The sequence below is a fragment of the Thermomonospora cellulosilytica genome, from assembly GCF_014138835.1.
Classification (GTDB): domain Bacteria; phylum Actinomycetota; class Actinomycetes; order Streptosporangiales; family Streptosporangiaceae; genus Thermomonospora; species Thermomonospora amylolytica.
Window position 1 is genome coordinate 7,016,119 of the sequence record NZ_JACJII010000001.1, and the last position, 17,929, is coordinate 7,034,047.

The 17,929-nt window shown below is 71.2% G+C and carries 14 protein-coding genes; 7 read left to right on the plus strand and 7 right to left on the minus strand.

Annotation, left to right across the window (positions count from 1 at the left end; translation table 11 throughout):
• The first annotated feature begins 13 nt into the window (after positions 1-13).
• Positions 14-1,210 carry a DegT/DnrJ/EryC1/StrS family aminotransferase gene (locus HNR21_RS33060; protein ID WP_182708205.1) on the plus strand — a complete coding sequence of 399 codons (1,197 nt, stop codon included), beginning with the start codon at positions 14-16 and terminating at the stop codon, positions 1,208-1,210.
• 94 nt (positions 1,211-1,304) lie between these two features.
• On the opposite strand, the gene HNR21_RS33065 is transcribed toward HNR21_RS33060, so the two are convergent.
• Complete coding sequence (locus HNR21_RS33065; RefSeq protein WP_182708206.1) at positions 1,305-2,378, minus strand: Gfo/Idh/MocA family protein; 1,074 nt, start codon at positions 2,376-2,378, stop codon at positions 1,305-1,307.
• A gap of 37 nt (positions 2,379-2,415) precedes the next feature.
• The gene (locus tag HNR21_RS33070; protein WP_182708207.1) at positions 2,416-3,657 is read right to left on the minus strand and encodes a class I SAM-dependent methyltransferase; all 1,242 of its coding nucleotides are present in this window, start codon (positions 3,655-3,657) and stop codon (positions 2,416-2,418) included.
• Between the two features lie 332 nt (positions 3,658-3,989).
• Between HNR21_RS33070 and HNR21_RS33075 the strand changes: the two genes are divergently transcribed.
• Both HNR21_RS33075 and HNR21_RS33080 read left to right on the plus strand, forming a co-directional pair.
• Complete coding sequence (locus tag HNR21_RS33075; protein ID WP_182708208.1) at positions 3,990-5,219, plus strand: class I SAM-dependent methyltransferase; 1,230 nt, start codon at positions 3,990-3,992, stop codon at positions 5,217-5,219.
• Between the two features lie 2 nt (positions 5,220-5,221).
• The gene (locus HNR21_RS33080; RefSeq protein WP_182708209.1) at positions 5,222-5,950 is read left to right on the plus strand and encodes a class I SAM-dependent DNA methyltransferase; all 729 of its coding nucleotides are present in this window, start codon (positions 5,222-5,224) and stop codon (positions 5,948-5,950) included.
• A gap of 84 nt (positions 5,951-6,034) precedes the next feature.
• Here HNR21_RS33080 and HNR21_RS33085 read toward each other — a convergent pair whose 3' ends face one another.
• Together HNR21_RS33085 and HNR21_RS33090 are read right to left on the minus strand one after the other, a co-directional pair.
• Positions 6,035-7,144, minus strand: coding sequence for a DegT/DnrJ/EryC1/StrS family aminotransferase (locus HNR21_RS33085; protein WP_182708210.1), 1,110 nt, complete (start codon positions 7,142-7,144; stop codon positions 6,035-6,037).
• 25 nt (positions 7,145-7,169) lie between these two features.
• Complete coding sequence (locus HNR21_RS33090) at positions 7,170-8,591, minus strand: NDP-hexose 2,3-dehydratase family protein (RefSeq protein ID WP_182708211.1); 1,422 nt, start codon at positions 8,589-8,591, stop codon at positions 7,170-7,172.
• A gap of 267 nt (positions 8,592-8,858) precedes the next feature.
• Here HNR21_RS33090 and HNR21_RS33095 point away from each other — a divergent pair, with 267 nt between their 5' ends.
• From HNR21_RS33095 to HNR21_RS33110, 4 genes are all read left to right on the plus strand, one after another.
• Positions 8,859-10,160: a nucleotide sugar dehydrogenase gene (locus HNR21_RS33095; protein ID WP_246442422.1), complete on the plus strand. Its 1,302-nt coding sequence runs from the start codon at positions 8,859-8,861 to the stop codon at positions 10,158-10,160.
• A gap of 5 nt (positions 10,161-10,165) precedes the next feature.
• Complete coding sequence (locus tag HNR21_RS33100) at positions 10,166-11,182, plus strand: NAD-dependent epimerase/dehydratase family protein (RefSeq protein WP_182708213.1); 1,017 nt, start codon at positions 10,166-10,168, stop codon at positions 11,180-11,182.
• 122 nt (positions 11,183-11,304) lie between these two features.
• The gene (locus tag HNR21_RS33105; RefSeq protein ID WP_119728818.1) at positions 11,305-11,649 is read left to right on the plus strand and encodes a YciI family protein; all 345 of its coding nucleotides are present in this window, start codon (positions 11,305-11,307) and stop codon (positions 11,647-11,649) included.
• A 236-nt stretch (positions 11,650-11,885) separates the two neighbouring features.
• Positions 11,886-13,463, plus strand: coding sequence for an MFS transporter (locus HNR21_RS33110; RefSeq protein ID WP_182708214.1), 1,578 nt, complete (start codon positions 11,886-11,888; stop codon positions 13,461-13,463).
• Between the two features lie 97 nt (positions 13,464-13,560).
• Here the strand turns inward: HNR21_RS33110 and HNR21_RS33115 are convergent, their stop codons facing one another.
• The 3 genes from HNR21_RS33115 to HNR21_RS33125 all read right to left on the minus strand — a co-directional run bounded on the left by HNR21_RS33115 (position 13,561) and on the right by HNR21_RS33125 (position 17,775).
• Positions 13,561-14,934: an FAD-binding oxidoreductase gene (locus tag HNR21_RS33115; RefSeq protein ID WP_182708215.1), complete on the minus strand. Its 1,374-nt coding sequence runs from the start codon at positions 14,932-14,934 to the stop codon at positions 13,561-13,563.
• A 97-nt stretch (positions 14,935-15,031) separates the two neighbouring features.
• The gene (locus tag HNR21_RS33120) at positions 15,032-16,408 is read right to left on the minus strand and encodes an FAD-binding oxidoreductase (RefSeq protein ID WP_246442424.1); all 1,377 of its coding nucleotides are present in this window, start codon (positions 16,406-16,408) and stop codon (positions 15,032-15,034) included.
• Positions 16,409-16,575: 167 nt separating this feature from the next.
• Positions 16,576-17,775: an acyltransferase family protein gene (locus HNR21_RS33125; RefSeq protein WP_220500391.1), complete on the minus strand. Its 1,200-nt coding sequence runs from the start codon at positions 17,773-17,775 to the stop codon at positions 16,576-16,578.
• Between the last annotated feature and the right edge of the window lie 154 nt (positions 17,776-17,929).

The window sequence follows — 17,929 nt, forward strand, 5'->3', positions numbered from 1 at the left end:
CCGAGGAGCCCCGATGGACCACATGATCAACGTCGTGCAGCCCTCGCTCGGCGAGCGCGAGCTCGCGGCGGTGCGGGAGGTGTTCGAGAGCAACTGGGTCGGCCGCGGTCCCCGCACCGGCGCGTTCGAGGAGGCGTTCGCGCGGCACCTCGGCGTCGGCCGCGAGCACGTCACGGCGACGAACTCGTGCAGCTCGGCCACGTTCATCGCCTTCGAACTGCTCGGCGTCGGCCCCGGTGACGAGGTCGTGCTGCCGACGGTGAGTTTCGTGGCGGCCGGCAACGCGATCGCCGGGCGCGGCGCGCGGCCGGTCTTCTGCGACGTCGACGAGGCCACGCTCAACCCGACCGTGGCCGACGTCGAGGCGGTGCTGACCGAGCGCACCAAGGCCGTGGTCGTCCTGCACTACGGCGGTCATCCCGGCGCGGTCGCCGAGATCGCCGAGTTGTGCCGCGACCGCGGGATCCACCTGGTCGAGGACGCCGCGCTGGCCATCGCCTCGACCGTGCACGGACGCGCCTGCGGCACGTTCGGCGACATGGGCCTGTGGAGTTTCGACCACGCCAAGATCGTGGTCACGGTGGACGGCGGCATGCTGTACGTCCGTGACCCGGAGCTCGCCGCCCGGGCGCCCAAGATCGCCTACCTCGGCCTGGAACAGCGCGCACCCGGCCGGTCCGGCTCGACGGGGCACTTCCACAGCGGCTACGACCAGGCGCTGCGTTCACGGACCCGCTGGTGGGACTACGACGTCGTGTCGTTCACGGGCCGGTCGACCACCAACGACGTGCTCTCGGCCATCGGCCTCGTCCAGCTGAGCCGGCTGGAGGAGTTCGTCGCCCGCCGTCGCGAGGTCGCGCGGGCCTACGACGAGGGCCTGGCCGACGTGGCCGGTCTGCGCCTGCCGCCGCCGCTGCCCGCCGGCCACACGTCCTCGTACTTCATGTACTGGGTGCAGTTCGAGAACGGCATCCGCGACCAGGTCGCGCGCGACCTCTTCGAGCGCGGCATCTACACCACCTTCCGCTACCCCCTGATGCACCAGGTCGGCGCGTACGGTTCGGACGCCGTGCTGCCGCGGGCCGAGGCCGCCGCGGACAGGACGCTGCTCCTGCCGATCCACCAGTCGCTCTCCGACGCCGACGTCGACCGGGTCATCACCGAGGTGCGCGCCTGCACCGCCGCCCGGCTGGCGTCGGCGACGTGCTGATCCCGGTCTGCGACGGGGCTCGACGCCCACCGATCCCGTCGACCGGCCGACGTCGTCCCGCTCGGGCGGACGACCTCGTCCGCCCGAGCGGGGCCTAGATCCAGAGGGCGGTCTCCCTGATGCGGGCGACCAGTGCGGCGGTACGGATGGCCGTCGCCGACCATTCCTCATGGTGCGGGTCGCGGCCGTGCACGCGAGCGGCGTCGACCGCGGCCGCGAAGGCGCTCACCCCCGCGCTGAGCTGGTGCTCGGCGGGCAGGGTGATCTCCTCCACATGGTCCTGCGACACTATGCGCAGGGTTGGAGCGTGCCAGGGCGGCGGGGTGAAGGCCCGCTCGACGATGAGCTGGCCGGTGCTGCCCCAGAGCCGGTAGCGGGAGCCGAAGCCGTGCTCGAAACCGAAGCCGCCCGTGGCGATCACGCCGTCCGGAGCGTGCGCGATGAAGCCGCCCGAGACGTCCACGCCGGAAGCCGGGTCGCACCGCAGCACGGCGCCCGCGACGGTCAGGTCGTCGCCGAGGAAGTACTGCATCGCCCGCACCGGATAGACGCCGACATCGAGCAGAGCGCCGCCGCCCAGATCGGGCCGGTACCGGATGTCGTCCTCGGGCAGGGGCGGAAAGCAGAAGGAGCTTTCGAAGTGCCGGAGCCGGCCGATGCGGCCCTCCTGCACCAGGGAGCGCACCCGCCGGTTCTGACCGTGGTGCACGAAACCGTAGTTCTCCCGCAGCACCAGGCCGCGGGCGGCCGCCACCCGGATCAGTTCGGCGGTGTCCCGGACCGTGGTGGTCAGGGGTTTCTCCGCCAGGACGTGCTTGCCGCATTCCAGCGCCGCCAGCGCCATCTCGTAATGCAGGGCGTTGGGCAGCGCGATGTAGACGGCCTCGATGTCGTCGCGGGCCAGCAGGTTCTCGTAACCCGCCACGGCGTCGCAGCCGAACCTCCCGGCGAAGGACTCCGCCTTGGCACGGTCCCGGCTGGCGACGGCGGCCAGGAGCGTGGCGGGGTTGTCGCGGATGACGGGCAGCATGCTGCGCGCGCCGAACGCCGAGCAGCCGATCACCCCGAAGCGCAGCCCGCCCACCGATCCGCGCTCCCGTTGCCGCCGGTCGGGCCGGTGGCCCACGCCGTCATGGCCGAGCTGTCCTCGGCGCCGAGTCTCGTACATCGCCGCTGTGTCTCCGGTGGAGTGGGAGCGCATCTCGTCAGGCCGCGGAGACGGTCGGCAGCGGGAAGAACATCTTCCCCCCGCCCGCCAGGAACTCCTGCTCCCGTTCGACGAATCCGGCGCGGTGCACCCACGGGAGCACCAGCAACTGGTCGGGGCGGCGGGCCTTGGCCTCCTCCTCGGAGACGATGGGAATGCCGCTCCCGGGAGTGAAGCAGCCGTGCTTCTCCGGGCTGACCTCGCCGATGCACGGCAGGTCGTCGGGGCCGATCCCGCAGTACTGCAGGACCACGTTGCCCTTGGTCGACGCCCCGTACCCCAGGGTCAGCTTCCCGGCGGCGCGCGAGTCGTCCAGGAACGCGCGCAGCTCGCCGCGGTGCTCGCGGACGCGCCGGGCGAAGTCCTCGTACGGGGCCATGGTGTCCAGTTCCATCTCGGCCTCCCGCCGGCGGATCCGGTCGATCCCGGCGGTGTCGACCTTGTGCCGGGTGGGGTCCTTGACCAGGGTGACGCACAGGCTGCCGCCGTTCACCTGGGTGATCTCGGCCGTCGACACGGTGAGACCGACCCGTTCGGCCATCCACTCGATCTGGCTCAGCGCGTAGTACTCCAGGTGCTCGTGGCACACCGCGTCATAGGCCAGCACCTCCAGCATGGAGCCCAGATAGCTCATCTCGATCAGCCACACGCCGTCGTCGGTGAGGATGTCGCGCACGTCGGCCATGAACCCGGTCGGGTCGGGCAGGTCGTAGAACATCGCGATCGAGGTGACGATCTTGGCCTTGCGGTCGCCGTACCGCTCGGCGAAGACCTCCCGGGAGAAGAAGTCCGGGATCAGCTCGATGTGGTCGGGGTAGTAGCGGCGCCACTTCTCCCCCGTCGGATCGACGCCCACCAGCGTGGGACCGTCGGCCGGGTACCCCTGCAGCAGGGTGGAGTCGTTGCTGCCGATGTCGACGACCAGGTCGGTGGAGTCGAGATCGACCATGCCGGTGAGCCTGGCGACCTTGCCGTGGAGATGGTTGATCATGAACGGCCGGATGCCCGAGCGGTACCCGTAGCGGTCGCCGTACATGAGCGACAGGTCGGCGGTGTGCCGCAGCTGCACCAGCCCGCAGCCGTCCGGGGAGCACTTGACGAGCTCCAGCGGAGCAGCCGGCACCACCTCGTCCGGGCTGCCGGGGAAGATGCCGGTCAGCGCCTGGGTTCCCAGGTCGAGCACGGGCAGCAGGGCGCGGTTGCCGCAGATGCGGCACTCGGTGCACTCAGCGATGTCCATGATGCCTTCCAACATGTCGTCGGGTCGCAGTTGTTCAGGCAGAAGAGCGGGGTTCTGGTCTCGATGCCGAGGTGGTGGCCGTGCCGTTGCGGCTCCCTGGGGTCGGATGACTGCGTGCATCGTCGTACGACCGGGTTTTGCGCGGCACCTTCTGTATTGCGGTCCGCATTGCGGCGCGACCGATACGGACCAGAACCTGCGGACCGGCGCGGGCCGAGCCCGGCGAAAGGGTCACGGCATCACCGAAGATGCGCCGCCGCCCGTGCGCGGGACAGGCTGGGCACGGGCTCCGGACCCGCGTTCACGAGCGGCCGGCCGGTGCCGGCGGAGAGATGGAGGAGCCGGTGATCGAATGCCGAATCTGCGGCGGACTGGTCGAGGAATTCCTTGATCTCGGGCGTCAGCCGCTCTCCGACGCGTTCCTGCGCCCGGCCGATGTCGACGCGGAGTTCTTCTACCGGCTCGCCGTCGGACGCTGCGCGTCGTGCACGATGGTCCAGCTGACCGAGGAGGTGCCGCGCGAGCGCATGTTCCACGAGGGCTACCCGTACCACTCGTCCGGGTCGTCGGTGATGCGGGAGCACTTCACCCGGACCGCCCTGAGCCTCGTGGAGACCGAGCTCACCGCCGCGGATCCGTTCTTCGTCGAGATCGGCTGCAACGACGGGGTGCTGCTGCGCACGGTCGCCGAGGCCGGAATCCGCCATCTGGGATTCGAGCCCTCCGGCGGGGTGGCGGCGCTGGCGCGGGAACAGGGAGTGCGCGTGCGCGGCGACTTCTTCGAGGAGTCGACCGCGGTCGCCGTCCGCGAGACCGAGGGACCCGCCGACGTGATCTACTCGGCGAACACCATCTGCCACATCCCGTACATGGACTCGCTCCTGCGCGGTGTGGACGCGCTGCTGAGCCCGGGCGGCGTCTTCGTCTTCGAGGACCCCTACCTGGGGGACATCATCGAGAAGACCTCCTTCGACCAGATCTACGACGAGCACTTCTACCTGTTCTCGGTCCGGTCCGTGCAGGCGATGGCCGAACGGTTCGGGTTCGAGCTGGTGGACGTGCGGCGGCTGCCCGTGCACGGCGGGGAGGTCCGTTACACGCTCGCCCGCGCCGGTGCCCGGCGGCCGGCCCCCTCGGTGGCCCGGCTGCTGGACCGGGAGAGGGTCCAGGGCCTGACGGAGCCCGAGACGCTGCGGGGCTTCGCGTCCTCGGTGACCCGCATCCGCGACGACCTGGTCGGCCTGCTGCGCTCCCTGCGCGACGACGGCAGGACCGTCGTCGGCTACGGCGCGACCGCCAAGAGCGCGACGGTCACCAACTTCTGCGGCATAGGACCCGATCTGGTCTCCTTCGTGTGCGACACGACCCCCGCCAAGCAGAACCGGCTGACCCCCGGGATGCACATCCCGGTCAGGCCGCCGGACGCCTTCGCCGCCGCCGATCCGGACTACGCGCTGCTCTTCGCCTGGAACCACGCCGAGGAGATCATGGCGAAGGAACAGTGGTTCCGTGCGGCCGGCGGCCGGTGGATCCTGTACGTGCCCGACGTGCGGGTGCTGTGACCATGGCCGAGCTCCCGCCGATCTACCGGCACGCCGAGGTGTACGACGCCTTCTACGAGGGGCGCGGCAGGGCGTACGAGGACGACTCCCGGATGCTGGTCGACTGCATCCGGGAACGCAACGCCGCCGCCACCACGCTGCTGGACGTGGCCTGCGGCACCGGGCGGAACCTGCGCTGCTTCGCCGAGGCGTTCGAGCACGTGGAGGGCGTCGACCTGGCCGACGACATGCTCAGGATCGCCCGCCGGAGGCTGCCGGGGGTGCCGCTGCACCGGGGCGACATGAAGGACTTCCGGCTCGGCCGGCGGTTCGACGCGATCACCTGCCTGTTCAGCTCGATCGGCTATCTGGGCGACGCCGGGCAGCTCAACGCGGCGCTGCGCTGCTTCGGCCGGCATCTCAACCCGGGCGGGGTCATCGTCGTCGAGCCCTGGTACTCCCCGGAGAACGCGCTGTCCGGTCAGGTTCTCGGTGACGTCGTCACGGTCGACGGGCAGACCATCTCCCGGCTCTCCCACGCCGTGGTGGAGGGCCGGGCCCACCGCATGACGGTGCACTACCTGGTGGCCGACTCCGAATCGGGCATCCGCCACTTCACCGACCTGCACGTCCTGTCGTTGTTCACCCGGCAGGAGTACGAGACGGCCTTCGCCGAGGCGGGCGTCGCCTCTGTCGAGTTCCTCGAGACCGGCCGTGGCCGCCCCGGCCTCCTCGTCGGCGTCAAGTCCTGAGCAGGCCGCCGAGCGCGGCACGCCCGTCCTGGTACGCCCCTCCTGGTGCGGCCGGCATGGTGCGGCCGCACCAGGACGCGGGCGTCAGCCGCGGGCGAGGATCTTACGGAGGGCGGTGATGACCCGGTCCTGGAGGTCCTGCGGCAGCGACGGATACATCGGGAGCGAGAAGATCTCGTCGGCGGCGGCCTCGGTCACCGGGAAGTCGCCGGTGGCGTGCCCCAGGTGGGCGAATCCGGTCATGGTGTGCACCGGCCACGGGTAGCTGATGTTGAAGTGGAAGTCCAGCTCCCGGAGCGCCCTGAGGATCTCGTCCCGCTCGCGGTGGCGTACGACGTAGACGTAGTAGACGTGCTCGTTGCCCGGAGCCACCTGCGGCAGGGTCAGCTCGGTGTCCCCGAGCCCCTCGGCGTACCGCCTGGCGACGGCACGGCGGGCGGCGATGTAGTCGTCCAGCCGGCGGAGCTTGCGGCGCAGGATCTCGGCGTGCACCTCGTCGAGGCGCGCGTTGTGCCCCGGCGTCCGCACCACGTAGTAGCGGTCCTCCATCCCGTAGTACCGCAGCCGCCGCAGGTTCCGCTCCGTCCGGTCGTCGGAGGTGAGCACGGCACCGGCGTCGCCGTACGCGCCGAGGACCTTGGTGGGGTAGAAGGAGAAGGCGGCCGCGTCCCCGACCGTCCCGGCGAGCCGGCCGTCGCGGCGCGCCCCGTGCGCCTGGGCGCAGTCCTCGACGATCCGCAGGCCGTGGCGCGCCGCCAGCCGTTCGAGCGGGGCCAGATCCACGCACTGGCCGTACAGGTGCACCGGGAGCAGGCATCTGGTCCGGGGGGTGATCGCGTCGGCCACCTGGCCGGTGTCCATGAGATAGGTGCCGGGGTCCACGTCGACGAAGACGGGGGTGGCGCCCACGGCGTCGATGGCCAGCACGGTCGGCGCCGCGGTGTTGGGCACGGTGATGACCTCGTCGCCCGGGCCGACTCCGAGCGCCTGCAGGGCGATCTTGACCGCGTTGGTGCCGTTGTCGACCCCGACGCAGTGCGCCATTCCGTGGTAGCCGGCGAACTCCTCCTCGAAGCTCCGCACGCTCTCGCCGAGGACGAGCCGGCCCGAGCGGAACACGGTGTCGACCGCGTCGAGGATGTCCGCTCGCTCGGCTTCGTACTCTCGCCGGTAGTCCCACACGTAAATGGCCATGGCCGGTTCCTTGGTCGATTCGGTGTCACAGGTTGTTCAGGCAGAACAGCAGGGTTCTGGTCTCGATGCCGAGGTGGTAGCTGTACCGCTGCAGCGCCAGCAGCTGCCCGACCGTGAGCCACATGAAGTCCGGCGGCACCTGCCGCGGGAAGTCGTCGCCGGCCTCCACGATGAGGTAGCGCGTCTCGGCGTGGAGGAAGCGGCCCCCCTCCTCCGACTGGACGACGTCGTAGCGGACGCCCTCGCGCGCCGACAGCAGGTAGTCGAGGAACTCCGGGCGCCGGTCCGCCGGGGTGCCGGCGTGGTCGCTCATCATGAACCGCACGGTGGGGCCGAGCTCCACCGTGTCCCGGTGGCCCGGCAGGACCTCGGCGCGCACCAGCGCGTGCAGCGTTCCGCCGATGCGCCGGACCACCAGCCCCGCCAGGGCGAGGCCGTGCGGCGCCAGCAGCGGCTGCTTCCAGCTGTGCACCTCGCGGGTCCGGGCGTGCACCCGGACGCCGACGATGCTGAAGTTCCCGTGCTCCTCGGGGAAGATCCTTTCGGCGTCCCGCCGCCACCCCCGCAGGGAGTTCAGCGGGACCAGCCGGGCCGACAGCTCCTCGGCGCACTTGCGGCCGGTGAACCAGCCGAGGACCTCCGTCATCGTGTGCGCGCCGCCGTGCTCCACGGAGCGCCACAGGGCGCCGTCGAACCCGTCCTCGCCGTCCGGTCCGCTCGCCGGGGCCGCGATGGGCAGGCACCCCAGGACCGACCGGGCGTCCATGTTGATGACGTTGCGCCGCCGGAGCAGCCGGCGGATCTGCCCGAGGGTCAGCCAGCAGAAGTCCTCGCCGACGGGCACGTCGTCGGTGACCTCGATGACGACGTTCCGGTTGCGCTTGAGGTGGAACCAGGCGCCCTGCTCCGACTGGAGGACGTCGACCAGGATCCGGCCCCTGCCCGGCTCGGTGAAGTACTCGACGTAGTGGGCAGGCCTTCCACGGTGCACCCGCGTGTAGTTGCTGGACGTGGCCTGGACCGTGGGCGACAACTGCACCATGTCGGCGTTGCCGGGTTCCATCTTGGCCTGTAACAGGAAGTGCAGGACGCCGTCGAACTCCTTGGCGATTATTCCGAGGATGGCGATGTCGCGTTGCACGAGAATGGGCTGCCACCACTCCCTGACGGGACCGCGGTTCCTCCTGACGTGCATTCCCTCGACGGTGAAGAACCGGCCACTGTGATGCTCGAGGTTCCCGGTTCCGGGAGCGAAACGCCATCCCGCCGGTTCGACCAGCTCGTCCAGCGTGATGAGGGTGCTCTCGAACGGCTGCCTCCGCTTGCCGGCGAGCCAGTCGTCGATGTCCGGGCTCACCCGTGACCCGGTCGCCCGCGCCGAGGCGGTGACGCGGGCGGCCAGGTCCACCGGCACGCTCATGCCGAGCTGATCGAGTCGCGCAGGCACCGAGGGCTCCCTGGGGTCGTATGACTGCGTGCATCGTCATACGGCCGGCTTTTGCCCGGCACCTTCTGTATTGCGGTGCGACCGGTGTGGACCGGGACCTGCGGACCAGCGCGCGCCAAGCCCGGGGAAAGGGTCACGGCATCACGGAAGATGCGTCACCGCATGCCGCCTGTCACGCTGTCCGTACGTTTGCCCACGTTACGTCCTGAGAGTGGTGACATGAAATTCTTACCTGATCAGGGAAATGCATGCGCCGCGGTCATCGGAATGGGTTATGTGGGATCGGCCGTGGCGGCGGCCCTCGCCGGGGAGGGCGTGGACGTCGTGGGAATCGACCTCGATCCGGCCCGGGTCGCCCAGCTGGCGCGGCGCCGCTGCGCGTTCAGCGAGCCGGGGCTGCCCGAGTTGCTGTACAGCGGCCTGGACTCGGGCCGGCTGCGGGTCACCACCGACTACGGCCCGGTCTCCGACGCGGACGTGGTGATCATCGCCGTGGGCACGCCGGTCCAGGACACCCGGCTGGTCGACCACTACCTGCGGGCCGCCTGCACGGAACTGGCCGGGCGGCTGCGCCGGGGCCAGCTCGTCATCCTCAAGAGCACGGTGCCTCCGGGCGTGTCCAGGAAGGTCGTCGCCCCGCTGCTGGAGAGCGGGGGGCTGACGGTGGGAGAGGACTTCGGGCTGGCCTTCTGCCCCGAGCGGCTGTCGGAGGGACGGGCCCTGCACGAGCTGCGGACGTTCCCGATAGCCGTGGGCGGATGGTGCCCGGACAGCGCGGCCGCCGCGGCCGCGTTCTGGCGGCGGACGATCGGCACCGAGATCATCCACTGCACGTCGATGGAGTCCGCCGAGATGGTGAAGCTGGCCAACAACTGGTGGATCGACCACAACATCGCGATGGCCAACGAGCTGGCCAAGCTGTGCGCCGTGCTGGACGTCGACGTGCTGGAGGTGATCGCCGCGGCCAACACGATCCGCAAGGGCACCGGCAACGTCAACATCCTGCTGCCGAGCGTGGGCGTCGGCGGGTCGTGCCTGACCAAGGATCCGTGGATGGTGTGGCGGGCGGCCCGCGACCGCGGCCTGGACCTGGACACCGTCCCCGTCGCCCGGAAGGTCAACGACTCCATGCCGGGTTACACCGTCGACCTGATCGTCGAGGAGCTGGCCCGGGCCGGCCGGTCGCTGGGGCAGGCGAAGATCGCGGTGCTCGGCGTGGCGTTCAAGAACAACACCGGTGACCTGCGCGCGACCCCGGTGCTGCCGGTGGTCACCGGGCTGCGGGAGGGCGGGGCCGAGGTCGCCGTCTTCGACCCGCTCGCCGACCCCGCCGAGGTCGCGAAGGTCTTCGGGGTGACACCGGCGCGGACGGCGCCGGAGGCGCTGGCCGGTGCCGACTGCATCGCCGTGCTGGCGCGGCACGACGAGTTCGCCGAGATCGATTTCGTCGCGCTCCGGGAGTCGATGGCGCCCTCGTGCGTCATCGTCGACGGCCGCGCCTACTACTCGCGGGAGGCCATCGACCGGTTCCGGCGGCACGGCTTCGGCTACCGCGGCATCGGCAGGTAGCGGCCATGGCGCGGGTCGTGGTGACCGGAGGGTGCGGGTTCCTCGGCAGCCATCTGGTCGACGAACTGGTCCGGCGGGGCGAGGAGGTCACGGTGTTCGACGGCGGGGCGCCTCCCCCCGACCAGACGCCGTCGCCCTCGGTCCGGCACGTCACCGGTGACATCCGGGACGCGGCGCGGCTGGCCGAGGTGGTGCGGGACGGCGTCGACACCGTCTACCACCTCGCCGCCGTCGTCGGCGTCGACCGCTATCTCGACCGTCCGCTGGACGTGATCGACATCAATCTGTTCGGCACCAGGAACGTGCTGGAACTCGCCGCGCGGGCCGGTGCGAAGGTCGTCGTCGCGAGCACCAGCGAGGTCTTCGGGAAGAACCCCGCGGTCCCGTGGCGGGAGGACGACGACCGGGTGCTGGGCAGCACCGCCGTGGACCGGTGGAGCTACTCCTCCAGCAAGGCATTGTGCGAGCATCTCGCCTTCGCCTTCGCCCGCGACCGCGGGCTCCGCACGGCCGTGGTGCGCTACTTCAACGTGTACGGCCCGCGGCAGCGGCCCGCGTTCGTCGTCAGCAGAAGCGTCCACCGGGCGCTGAACGGCAGGCCGCCGGTGGTCTACGACGACGGCGGCCAGACGCGGTGCTTCACCTACGTCCAGGACGCGGTCGACGCCACGATCGCCGTCGGCACGAGCGAACGCGCCGTCGGGGAGTGCTTCAACGTCGGCAGTTCGGCCGAGACCACGGTGGCCCGGCTGAGCGCCCTGGTCGCGGAGCTGACCGGCGCCGGGACCGTCGTGCCGGTGGACACGCGGGACCGGCTCGGCGGCCGGTACCAGGATCTGCGCAGGCGGGTGCCCGACACGAGCAAGATCAGCGGACTGCTCGGCTGGCGGTGCGCGACGGACCTGCGCGACGGGCTCGCCAGGACGATCGAGTGGGCGCGGCGGAACCCCTGGTGGCTGGCGCTGCCCGACAGCGGCGCGGAGCCGGACGGCGACCTGAGGACGGCCGCGCGCGCCCGCTGACCGGCGGCCGGCGGGAGCGGATGCCGGCCCGCGGAAATTTTTTCGATCCCGGCTGTCGAATCCGGTCCGGCTCGCTCGTCGGATGGGGCGTAGGGAGAACACCGACTCTGAGGAGGACCCTCATGGCCCAGTACGGGATCCTGGTCTACGGGCCGGCGCCGGCCGACCCGATGGAAATCCCGGCCGAGTACGAGAAGGCACTCGAGACCTACCCCGCCCAGGTGGCGGAGCTGGGGGCCACGCCCGTCACCGGATTCGCGTTCCAGCCCAGCACCACGGCCACCTCGGTCCGCGGCGACGTGGTCTCCGACGGCACGTTCCACTCGACCAACGAGGTGGTGTCCGGGTTCTTCGTCATCGAGGCGCCCAACCTGGACGTCGCGCTGAAGGTCGCCAAGCTCAACCCGGCCACCCAGCACGGCGGGGGCGTCGAGGTCCGGCCGCTGTTCGTCCCGCCGGACGAGTGAGAGACCGGCGGCCGTGACCGGCCGCATCAAAGGGACGCGCACCGCCGCGGTCGCGGCGGTGCGCGTCACCGCCGCGGCGTCCACCCCCGGTGACGGCCCGTCCCCGGGGCGCCCGCCCGGCCCGCCCGACGCCTGAACCGACAGTGAAACCGGCACGCCCGAGGCCGTCGATCGCGTTCCCGGTCGTTCGTCGGAGAGGTGAACGAGGCCGCATCGAGGACAAGGAAGGATCTGCGATGGATACCAGCACCGAGAACGAGGTGCCCGCCCGCGCGGGACGCCGGGAATGGTTCGGCCTGGTCGTTCTCGCCCTGCCGGCGTTGTTGCTGTCGGTGGACATGAGCGTGCTGTTCCTGGCCATTCCGCATCTGACCCAGGATCTGCAGCCGAGCAGCACCCAGCAGCTGTGGATCGCCGACATCTACGGGTTCATGCTCGCCGGGTTCCTGGTCACGATGGGAACCCTCGGCGACCGGGTGGGCCGCCGGAAGCTGCTGCTGATCGGAGGGGCCCTCTTCGGTGCGGCCTCGCTGCTGGCGGCCTATGCCACCAGCCCCGAGATGCTCATCGCCGCCCGGGCGCTGCTGGGCGTCTCCGGAGCGACGCTGGCGCCGTCGACGATGGCCCTGATCTCCAACATGTTCAAGAACGAGAAGGAGCGCGGCACCGCCGTCGCGGTCTGGTCGAGCTGCTTCATGTTCGGCGGCGTGCTCGGCCCGATCATCGGCGGGCTGATGCTGTCGTGGTTCTGGTGGGGTTCGGTGTTCCTGCTGGCGGTCCCGGTCATGGTGCTGCTGCTGGCCGCCGGGCCGTCCGTGCTGCCCGAGTACCGCAACCCCGACGCCGGCCGGGTGGACCTGCTCAGCGTCGGGCTCTCGCTGCTGGCCATCATCCCCTTCATCTACGGCGTCAAGGAGTACGCCCGCGGCGGCTGGTCGGCGACGGCCGTCGCGACCCTGCTCGCCGGCGTGGTCTTCGGCGTCCTGTTCGTCCGTCGGCAGCGCCGTCTGGACGATCCGCTGTTCGACCTGGGCCTGTTCAGGATCCGCGTCTACCGGAGCGTCGTGGTGCTGGGCCTGCTGGTCGGGATCATGATGAGCGGCAGCCTGCTGCTGATCAACGTCCAGATGCAGATGGTCGAGGGGCTTTCCACCAGGGCGGCGGGCCTGTGGCTGGTGCCCGGCGTCGTGGCCACGCTGATCGCCCTCATGGTGACCCCGAAGCTGGGCCAGATGTTCCGGCCCGCCTACGTCATGGCGGCCGGGCTCCTGGTGACCGCCGTGGGCTGCGTCGTGCTGTCCCAGGTGCCCAGCGACGACGGCCTGGCCATGATCGTGATCGCGTTGATCCTGATCAACATCGGCCTCGCCCCGCTGGTCGCGCTGGGCTACAACATGGTCCTCGGCGCCGCGCCACCGGAGAAGACCGGCTCGGCGTCGGCGCTGTCGGAGGCCAACGGCGAGTTCGGGCTGGCGGCCGGCATCGCCATCCTGGGCAGCATCGCCACCGCCGTCTACCAGGACCGGCTCTCGCTGCCCGCCGGCCTGCCCGCCGACGCGGCGGCCGCCGCCCGGGAGAACATCGCCACCGCCGTGGAGACGGCCCGGGGACTCGGCGGGTCCATGGCCGACGACCTGCTCACCTCCGCCCGCGAGGCGTTCACCTCGGGACTCAACCTGGTGGGCCTGCTGGGCGCCGTCCTGTTCACCGCGATCGCCGTGCTCACGGTGGTGTGGCTGCGCCAGGTGCCGCCCACCCAGGACCCCGAGGCCAAGACCGAGGCCGAGGCGGACCCCGCGGAGGCGACCGCATAGCACTGGTCGACGGCGGACCGGGATCCGCCGTCCGGCAAGGGGCCTTCGGCGTCTTCCCGACGCCGAAGGCCCCTTGCCGTTGTGGGAGGGCGTGCGGTCACCCGTCCACGCCGGGCGGAATGTTCTGGTTGAGGCGGAAGAGGTTGGTCGGGTCGTACTTCGCCTTGATCGCCCGCAGGCGGTCCCAGGTGCGCCCGGGGTAGGCGGCGCGGATCCGGTCCGGTCCCTCGTCCCCGAGGAGATTGACGTAGGCGCCGTGGTCGCGCTGGCGGATCGCGTCCGCGAACCGCCGTATCCACGCCTCGTGCACCCCGGCCTCGTCGGCGGCCTCGTAGATCGCGGCCAGGTTGACCATGATCCGGCTCTGGCGGTGCGCGAACGCGGTGGCCTCGGCGGGAACGCGGGCCATCGCGCCGCCCAGCACGCGCAGCTGCGCCGCGGGCATCATGGCGGTGGAGCTCTGCAGGAAGTCGAGGATCGTCTCCGCCTCCGCGGCCCCGACGGTGTCGACGAACATCGTGTGCGACGCCGCCAGGGGGTGGAAGTCCTCGTCCTCGGGCGGGTAGAGGCCGCTGTACGGCATCGTCTGGAGCATGTCGGCCAGCGGCGTGGCCAGCGCGCGGAACGGCGCGAGGACCCGTTCACCGGCCTCGGAGGGGCCCGCGTAGCACAGGGTCGCCATGAGGACCAGCCGGCCGTGCTGCTCCTCGGGCAGGAACGGCATGGGAGGGGCGGGCATGATGTTGGCGATGGTCGACAGCTCGTCGGGGGCGGCCTCGGCCTCGGCGACGAAGGACCGGATCACCTCGGCCGTCGCCGGCAGGACCAGCATGCCGCCGACGATGGAGCGCACCGGGTGGAGGCGGAACCTGAACCGCGTCGCGACGCCGAAGTTCCCGCCGCCGCCGCGGATCGCCCAGAACAGGTCCGGATGGTTGTTCTCGTCCACCTGGCGGATCCGGCCGTCCGCCGTGACGATCTCGGCCGCCAGGAGATTGTCGATCGTGAGCCCGTGCTTGCGCACCAGATATCCGATCCCGCCGCCGAGCGTGAGGCCGCCGATCCCGACCGTGCCGGTGTCGCCGAACCCCGTCGCCAGGCCGTGGACCTCGGCGGCGACGGTGTACTCACCGGCCGACATGCCCGCCTGGACCCATGCGGTGCGGGTCGCCACATCGATGTCGAGGGCGCGCATGTGCGCCAGGTCGAGCATGATCCCGCCGTCGCACACCCCGTGGCCGACGGTGCTGTGACCGCCGCCGCGAACCGACAGCGGCATGCCGGTCTCCCTGGCGAGCAGGACCACCTGGGCGACCTGCTCGGCGCGGTCCGGCCGGATGACGACGGCCGGGCGGTGGTCTATCCCGGCCGGATACACCGCGCGGGCCGCGTCGTAGCCCGCGTCGGCGGGCGTGATGATCTGCGCGTCCAGCCGCGGCCGGAGTTTCCTGATCTCTTCGGGTGAAAGCACGGCGGGGATCGTCACCGGGACTCCTGAAGCACTCGGGTGGCGGGGAGCGCACCGAACTCCGCGTCGGGAAAAGGGGAATGTCGCATGGCGGGGTCTCCTAACAGTTGGGGAGGACGTCGTTGCGGAATCGGCCGTCGGGGTCGACTCGCGCGCGAATCCTGTGGACGGCCCGCACCTGATCCGGGGTGAGATGCCGCTGCGGCTGCCGGCGGTTCTCCACGAAGGTCGGTGCGGTCCTTCCGGTGTCCCACGGGCTCATCGCGGCGCGGATGGCCGCGCACCGGCGGGCTATCGCCGCCTCGTGGGCCTCGTCGGCGGGCGCGCCCGCGGCCGAGTAGACGTACCGGCCCGCCAGGTGGTCGAGCGCGCCCCCGCCCGGCGACGGGATCGAGCAGGCGCCGCCGAGCTGGCGCAGTCCGGCCAGGATCAGCGGCGAGTCGCTCCCGCCGCCGGCCGTCCGGAGGAACTCCGCGACGCCCTCGTCGCCGATCTCGTCCAGCAGCATGTGGTCCCCGGCGATGGGCACGGGATCGGCGGGGTCCATGTGGGTCTCGAGGACGGCCGCGGGAACGGTGACCTGCCAGGTGTCGAGCATCGGCTCCGCCGCCGCCCGCAGCGGGCCCAGCAGGTCCTCGGCGTGGCCGCGCGCGGCCGGCAGGTCCTCCTCGGCCGGGCAGAGGATGACGCCGTCGATGCACAGCACCGGCCCTCCCCGCAGGACCGGCGGCACCTCGGGCAGGTCGGGGAGGTTCAGGATCCGCAGCGACGTCGAGGCGTCCCAGGGCGCGTCCAGGGTCCATCGCCGCCAGATCGGCACCAGCCGCGGCGCGTGGACCGCCGGCCAGAAGGTCGCGCCGGTGACGACCCTGGCCGCGGGGAACAGCTCGATCTCGACCGCGGTGACGACGCCGAACCCGCCCCCTCCGCCGCGCAGCGCCCAGAACAGCTCCGGGTCGTTGTCGGCGTCCGTCCGGAGCACCGAGCCGTCGGCGGTGACCAGCTCGATCGCGCGGACGCTGTTGACGGCGAGCCCGACTCTCCGGCTGTAGAAGCTCAGCCCTCCGCGCAGCAGGTAGCCGACGACGCCGACGGTCGCGGCCGAGCCGTGCGGCGCGGCGAGCCCGGACGGCGCCGTCGCCTGGACGACGGCGCCCCAGCGCGTGCCCGCCGGAATGCGGGCGATACGGCGTTCGGTGTCGAGCTCGACCCCGCCGTCCAGCCGGGTCCGGATCAGCACGGTTCCGCGCATCGGACGCGCGGTGGCCGAGGCGTGCCCGGTGGTGTGCACCGCGACCTGCAGTCCCTCGCGCTCGGCATGGCGGAGCACGTCCCGGATCTGGTCGACGGTGCGCACCGTCGCCGCCGCCGCCGGTTCGAGGGGAGCGGCCAGGTTGAAGACCTGCGTCGCCTCTTCGTAGGCCCGGCTTCCGGGGAAGGCGACGCCGTCCCACATGATCGTTGATCCTGCGCCCATGGAGTCAGCGTCACAACTCCTCGTGATGGCGGCACCTCCTGGGTTGCGCGGCCCGGAGTCCCGCAGGTGGTCCGGGGAATCCGGGGGCCCGCACCAGGAGGGTCCGCGTGTCGCCGCGTCGGTTCATCGCCCCGGGCGGCCTCGGGACGACCGCCCGGCCGGCACGGTCATGTCCGCGGTCCGTCCGATCCGGCCGGTACCAGGCCGGGGTCGGCGTCCCGGTGCCGCCGCGGCGCGGCGAACCTTCGCATGATCGGCCGTTGGATCAGGGTGCACTGCAGCCATGACAGCAGCAGGGTGATGCCGAGGAGCAGGGCGACCACGGCGATTCCGGCGGGCACGCCGAAGCCCCCGTCCAGCAGGGCCACGCCGGCGTTCAGGACCAGGAGGCTCCAGAGGTAGAACGCCCAGGAGACCCCGCCGAGCCACACCATGACGCGGCTGTTCAGCCAGCTCCGGCGCCCGGTGCCGTCGGCGGCGGCGAGCGCGGCGATGACCAGGCCCATGGGAACGGCCATGACCGCCACCATCGGATAGGTCAGCGGGAACAGCGGCGCCACCGCGTAGGAGACGACGAGCAGCAGCGTCGCGCCGCCGACCCCGAGCGGCAGCCTGCGACCGGTCCGGACGATGCGCGCCAGCAGGATCCCGAGGATGAACTCGAGCATCCGCACCGGAGGGAACTTCGTGACGAACCAGAACTGGGAGTCCGGGACCTGTGTGAACTCGTGCCCCGGATAGGGCGCGGCCAGATGGTCCGGAAGCGCGGTCGCGGCGAGCGGGACGAGGTAGATGACGGCCACGACGCCGCCCGTCCAGGCCCACAGCCGCTCCGGCCGGATGCGGCCGATCAGGGCCATGAGAACGGGAAAGCACAGGGCGAACAGCGCCTCGCACGAGACCACCCACGACGAGGAGTTGAAACTCGTCCAGATCTCCAGTTGCGGGAACCACGCGTGCAGCAGCGCGCCGTTGAGCACCGCCACCCCGTAGTCGACCGGGAACATCGGCACGAAGGTGAACAGGACGATCGCCGCCACGAGGGTGACCAGATGAGTCGGGTACAACTCGAGGAAACGGCGCCACCAGAATCTGCGCGCCTTTTCGCCGGGCCGCACCGACCAGGCGAGGGCGAACCCGCTGAACAGGAACAGGTAGCTGGTGGCCGCGGAGGCGCCCTGCCAGAAGACGACGGCCACGGCCCCCTTGTCGGGGATCATCTGGAATAATCGCGACTCGAATATCGGGGTGAACATGACGCGGGCGAGGAACATCGTCGTCACCACGATGATCAGCGCGCCCGTCAGGGACGGCAGGTGAGATTCGGCAGGACCGGCGTGCGAGCGAGGCTGCGCGGTCACATGCATGTCACTGGCCTCCTGGTTTCGTCGATGCGGTGGTGCGGACGGGCCGCCGCAGACGTGCCGGCCCGCCTCCGGAGCGCTGCGACACGGCCGGGACGCGGGCGTTCGGCGAAGCGGTGCCGCTGACGTTCGTTTCCTCGCTCACGGTTCATCCTCC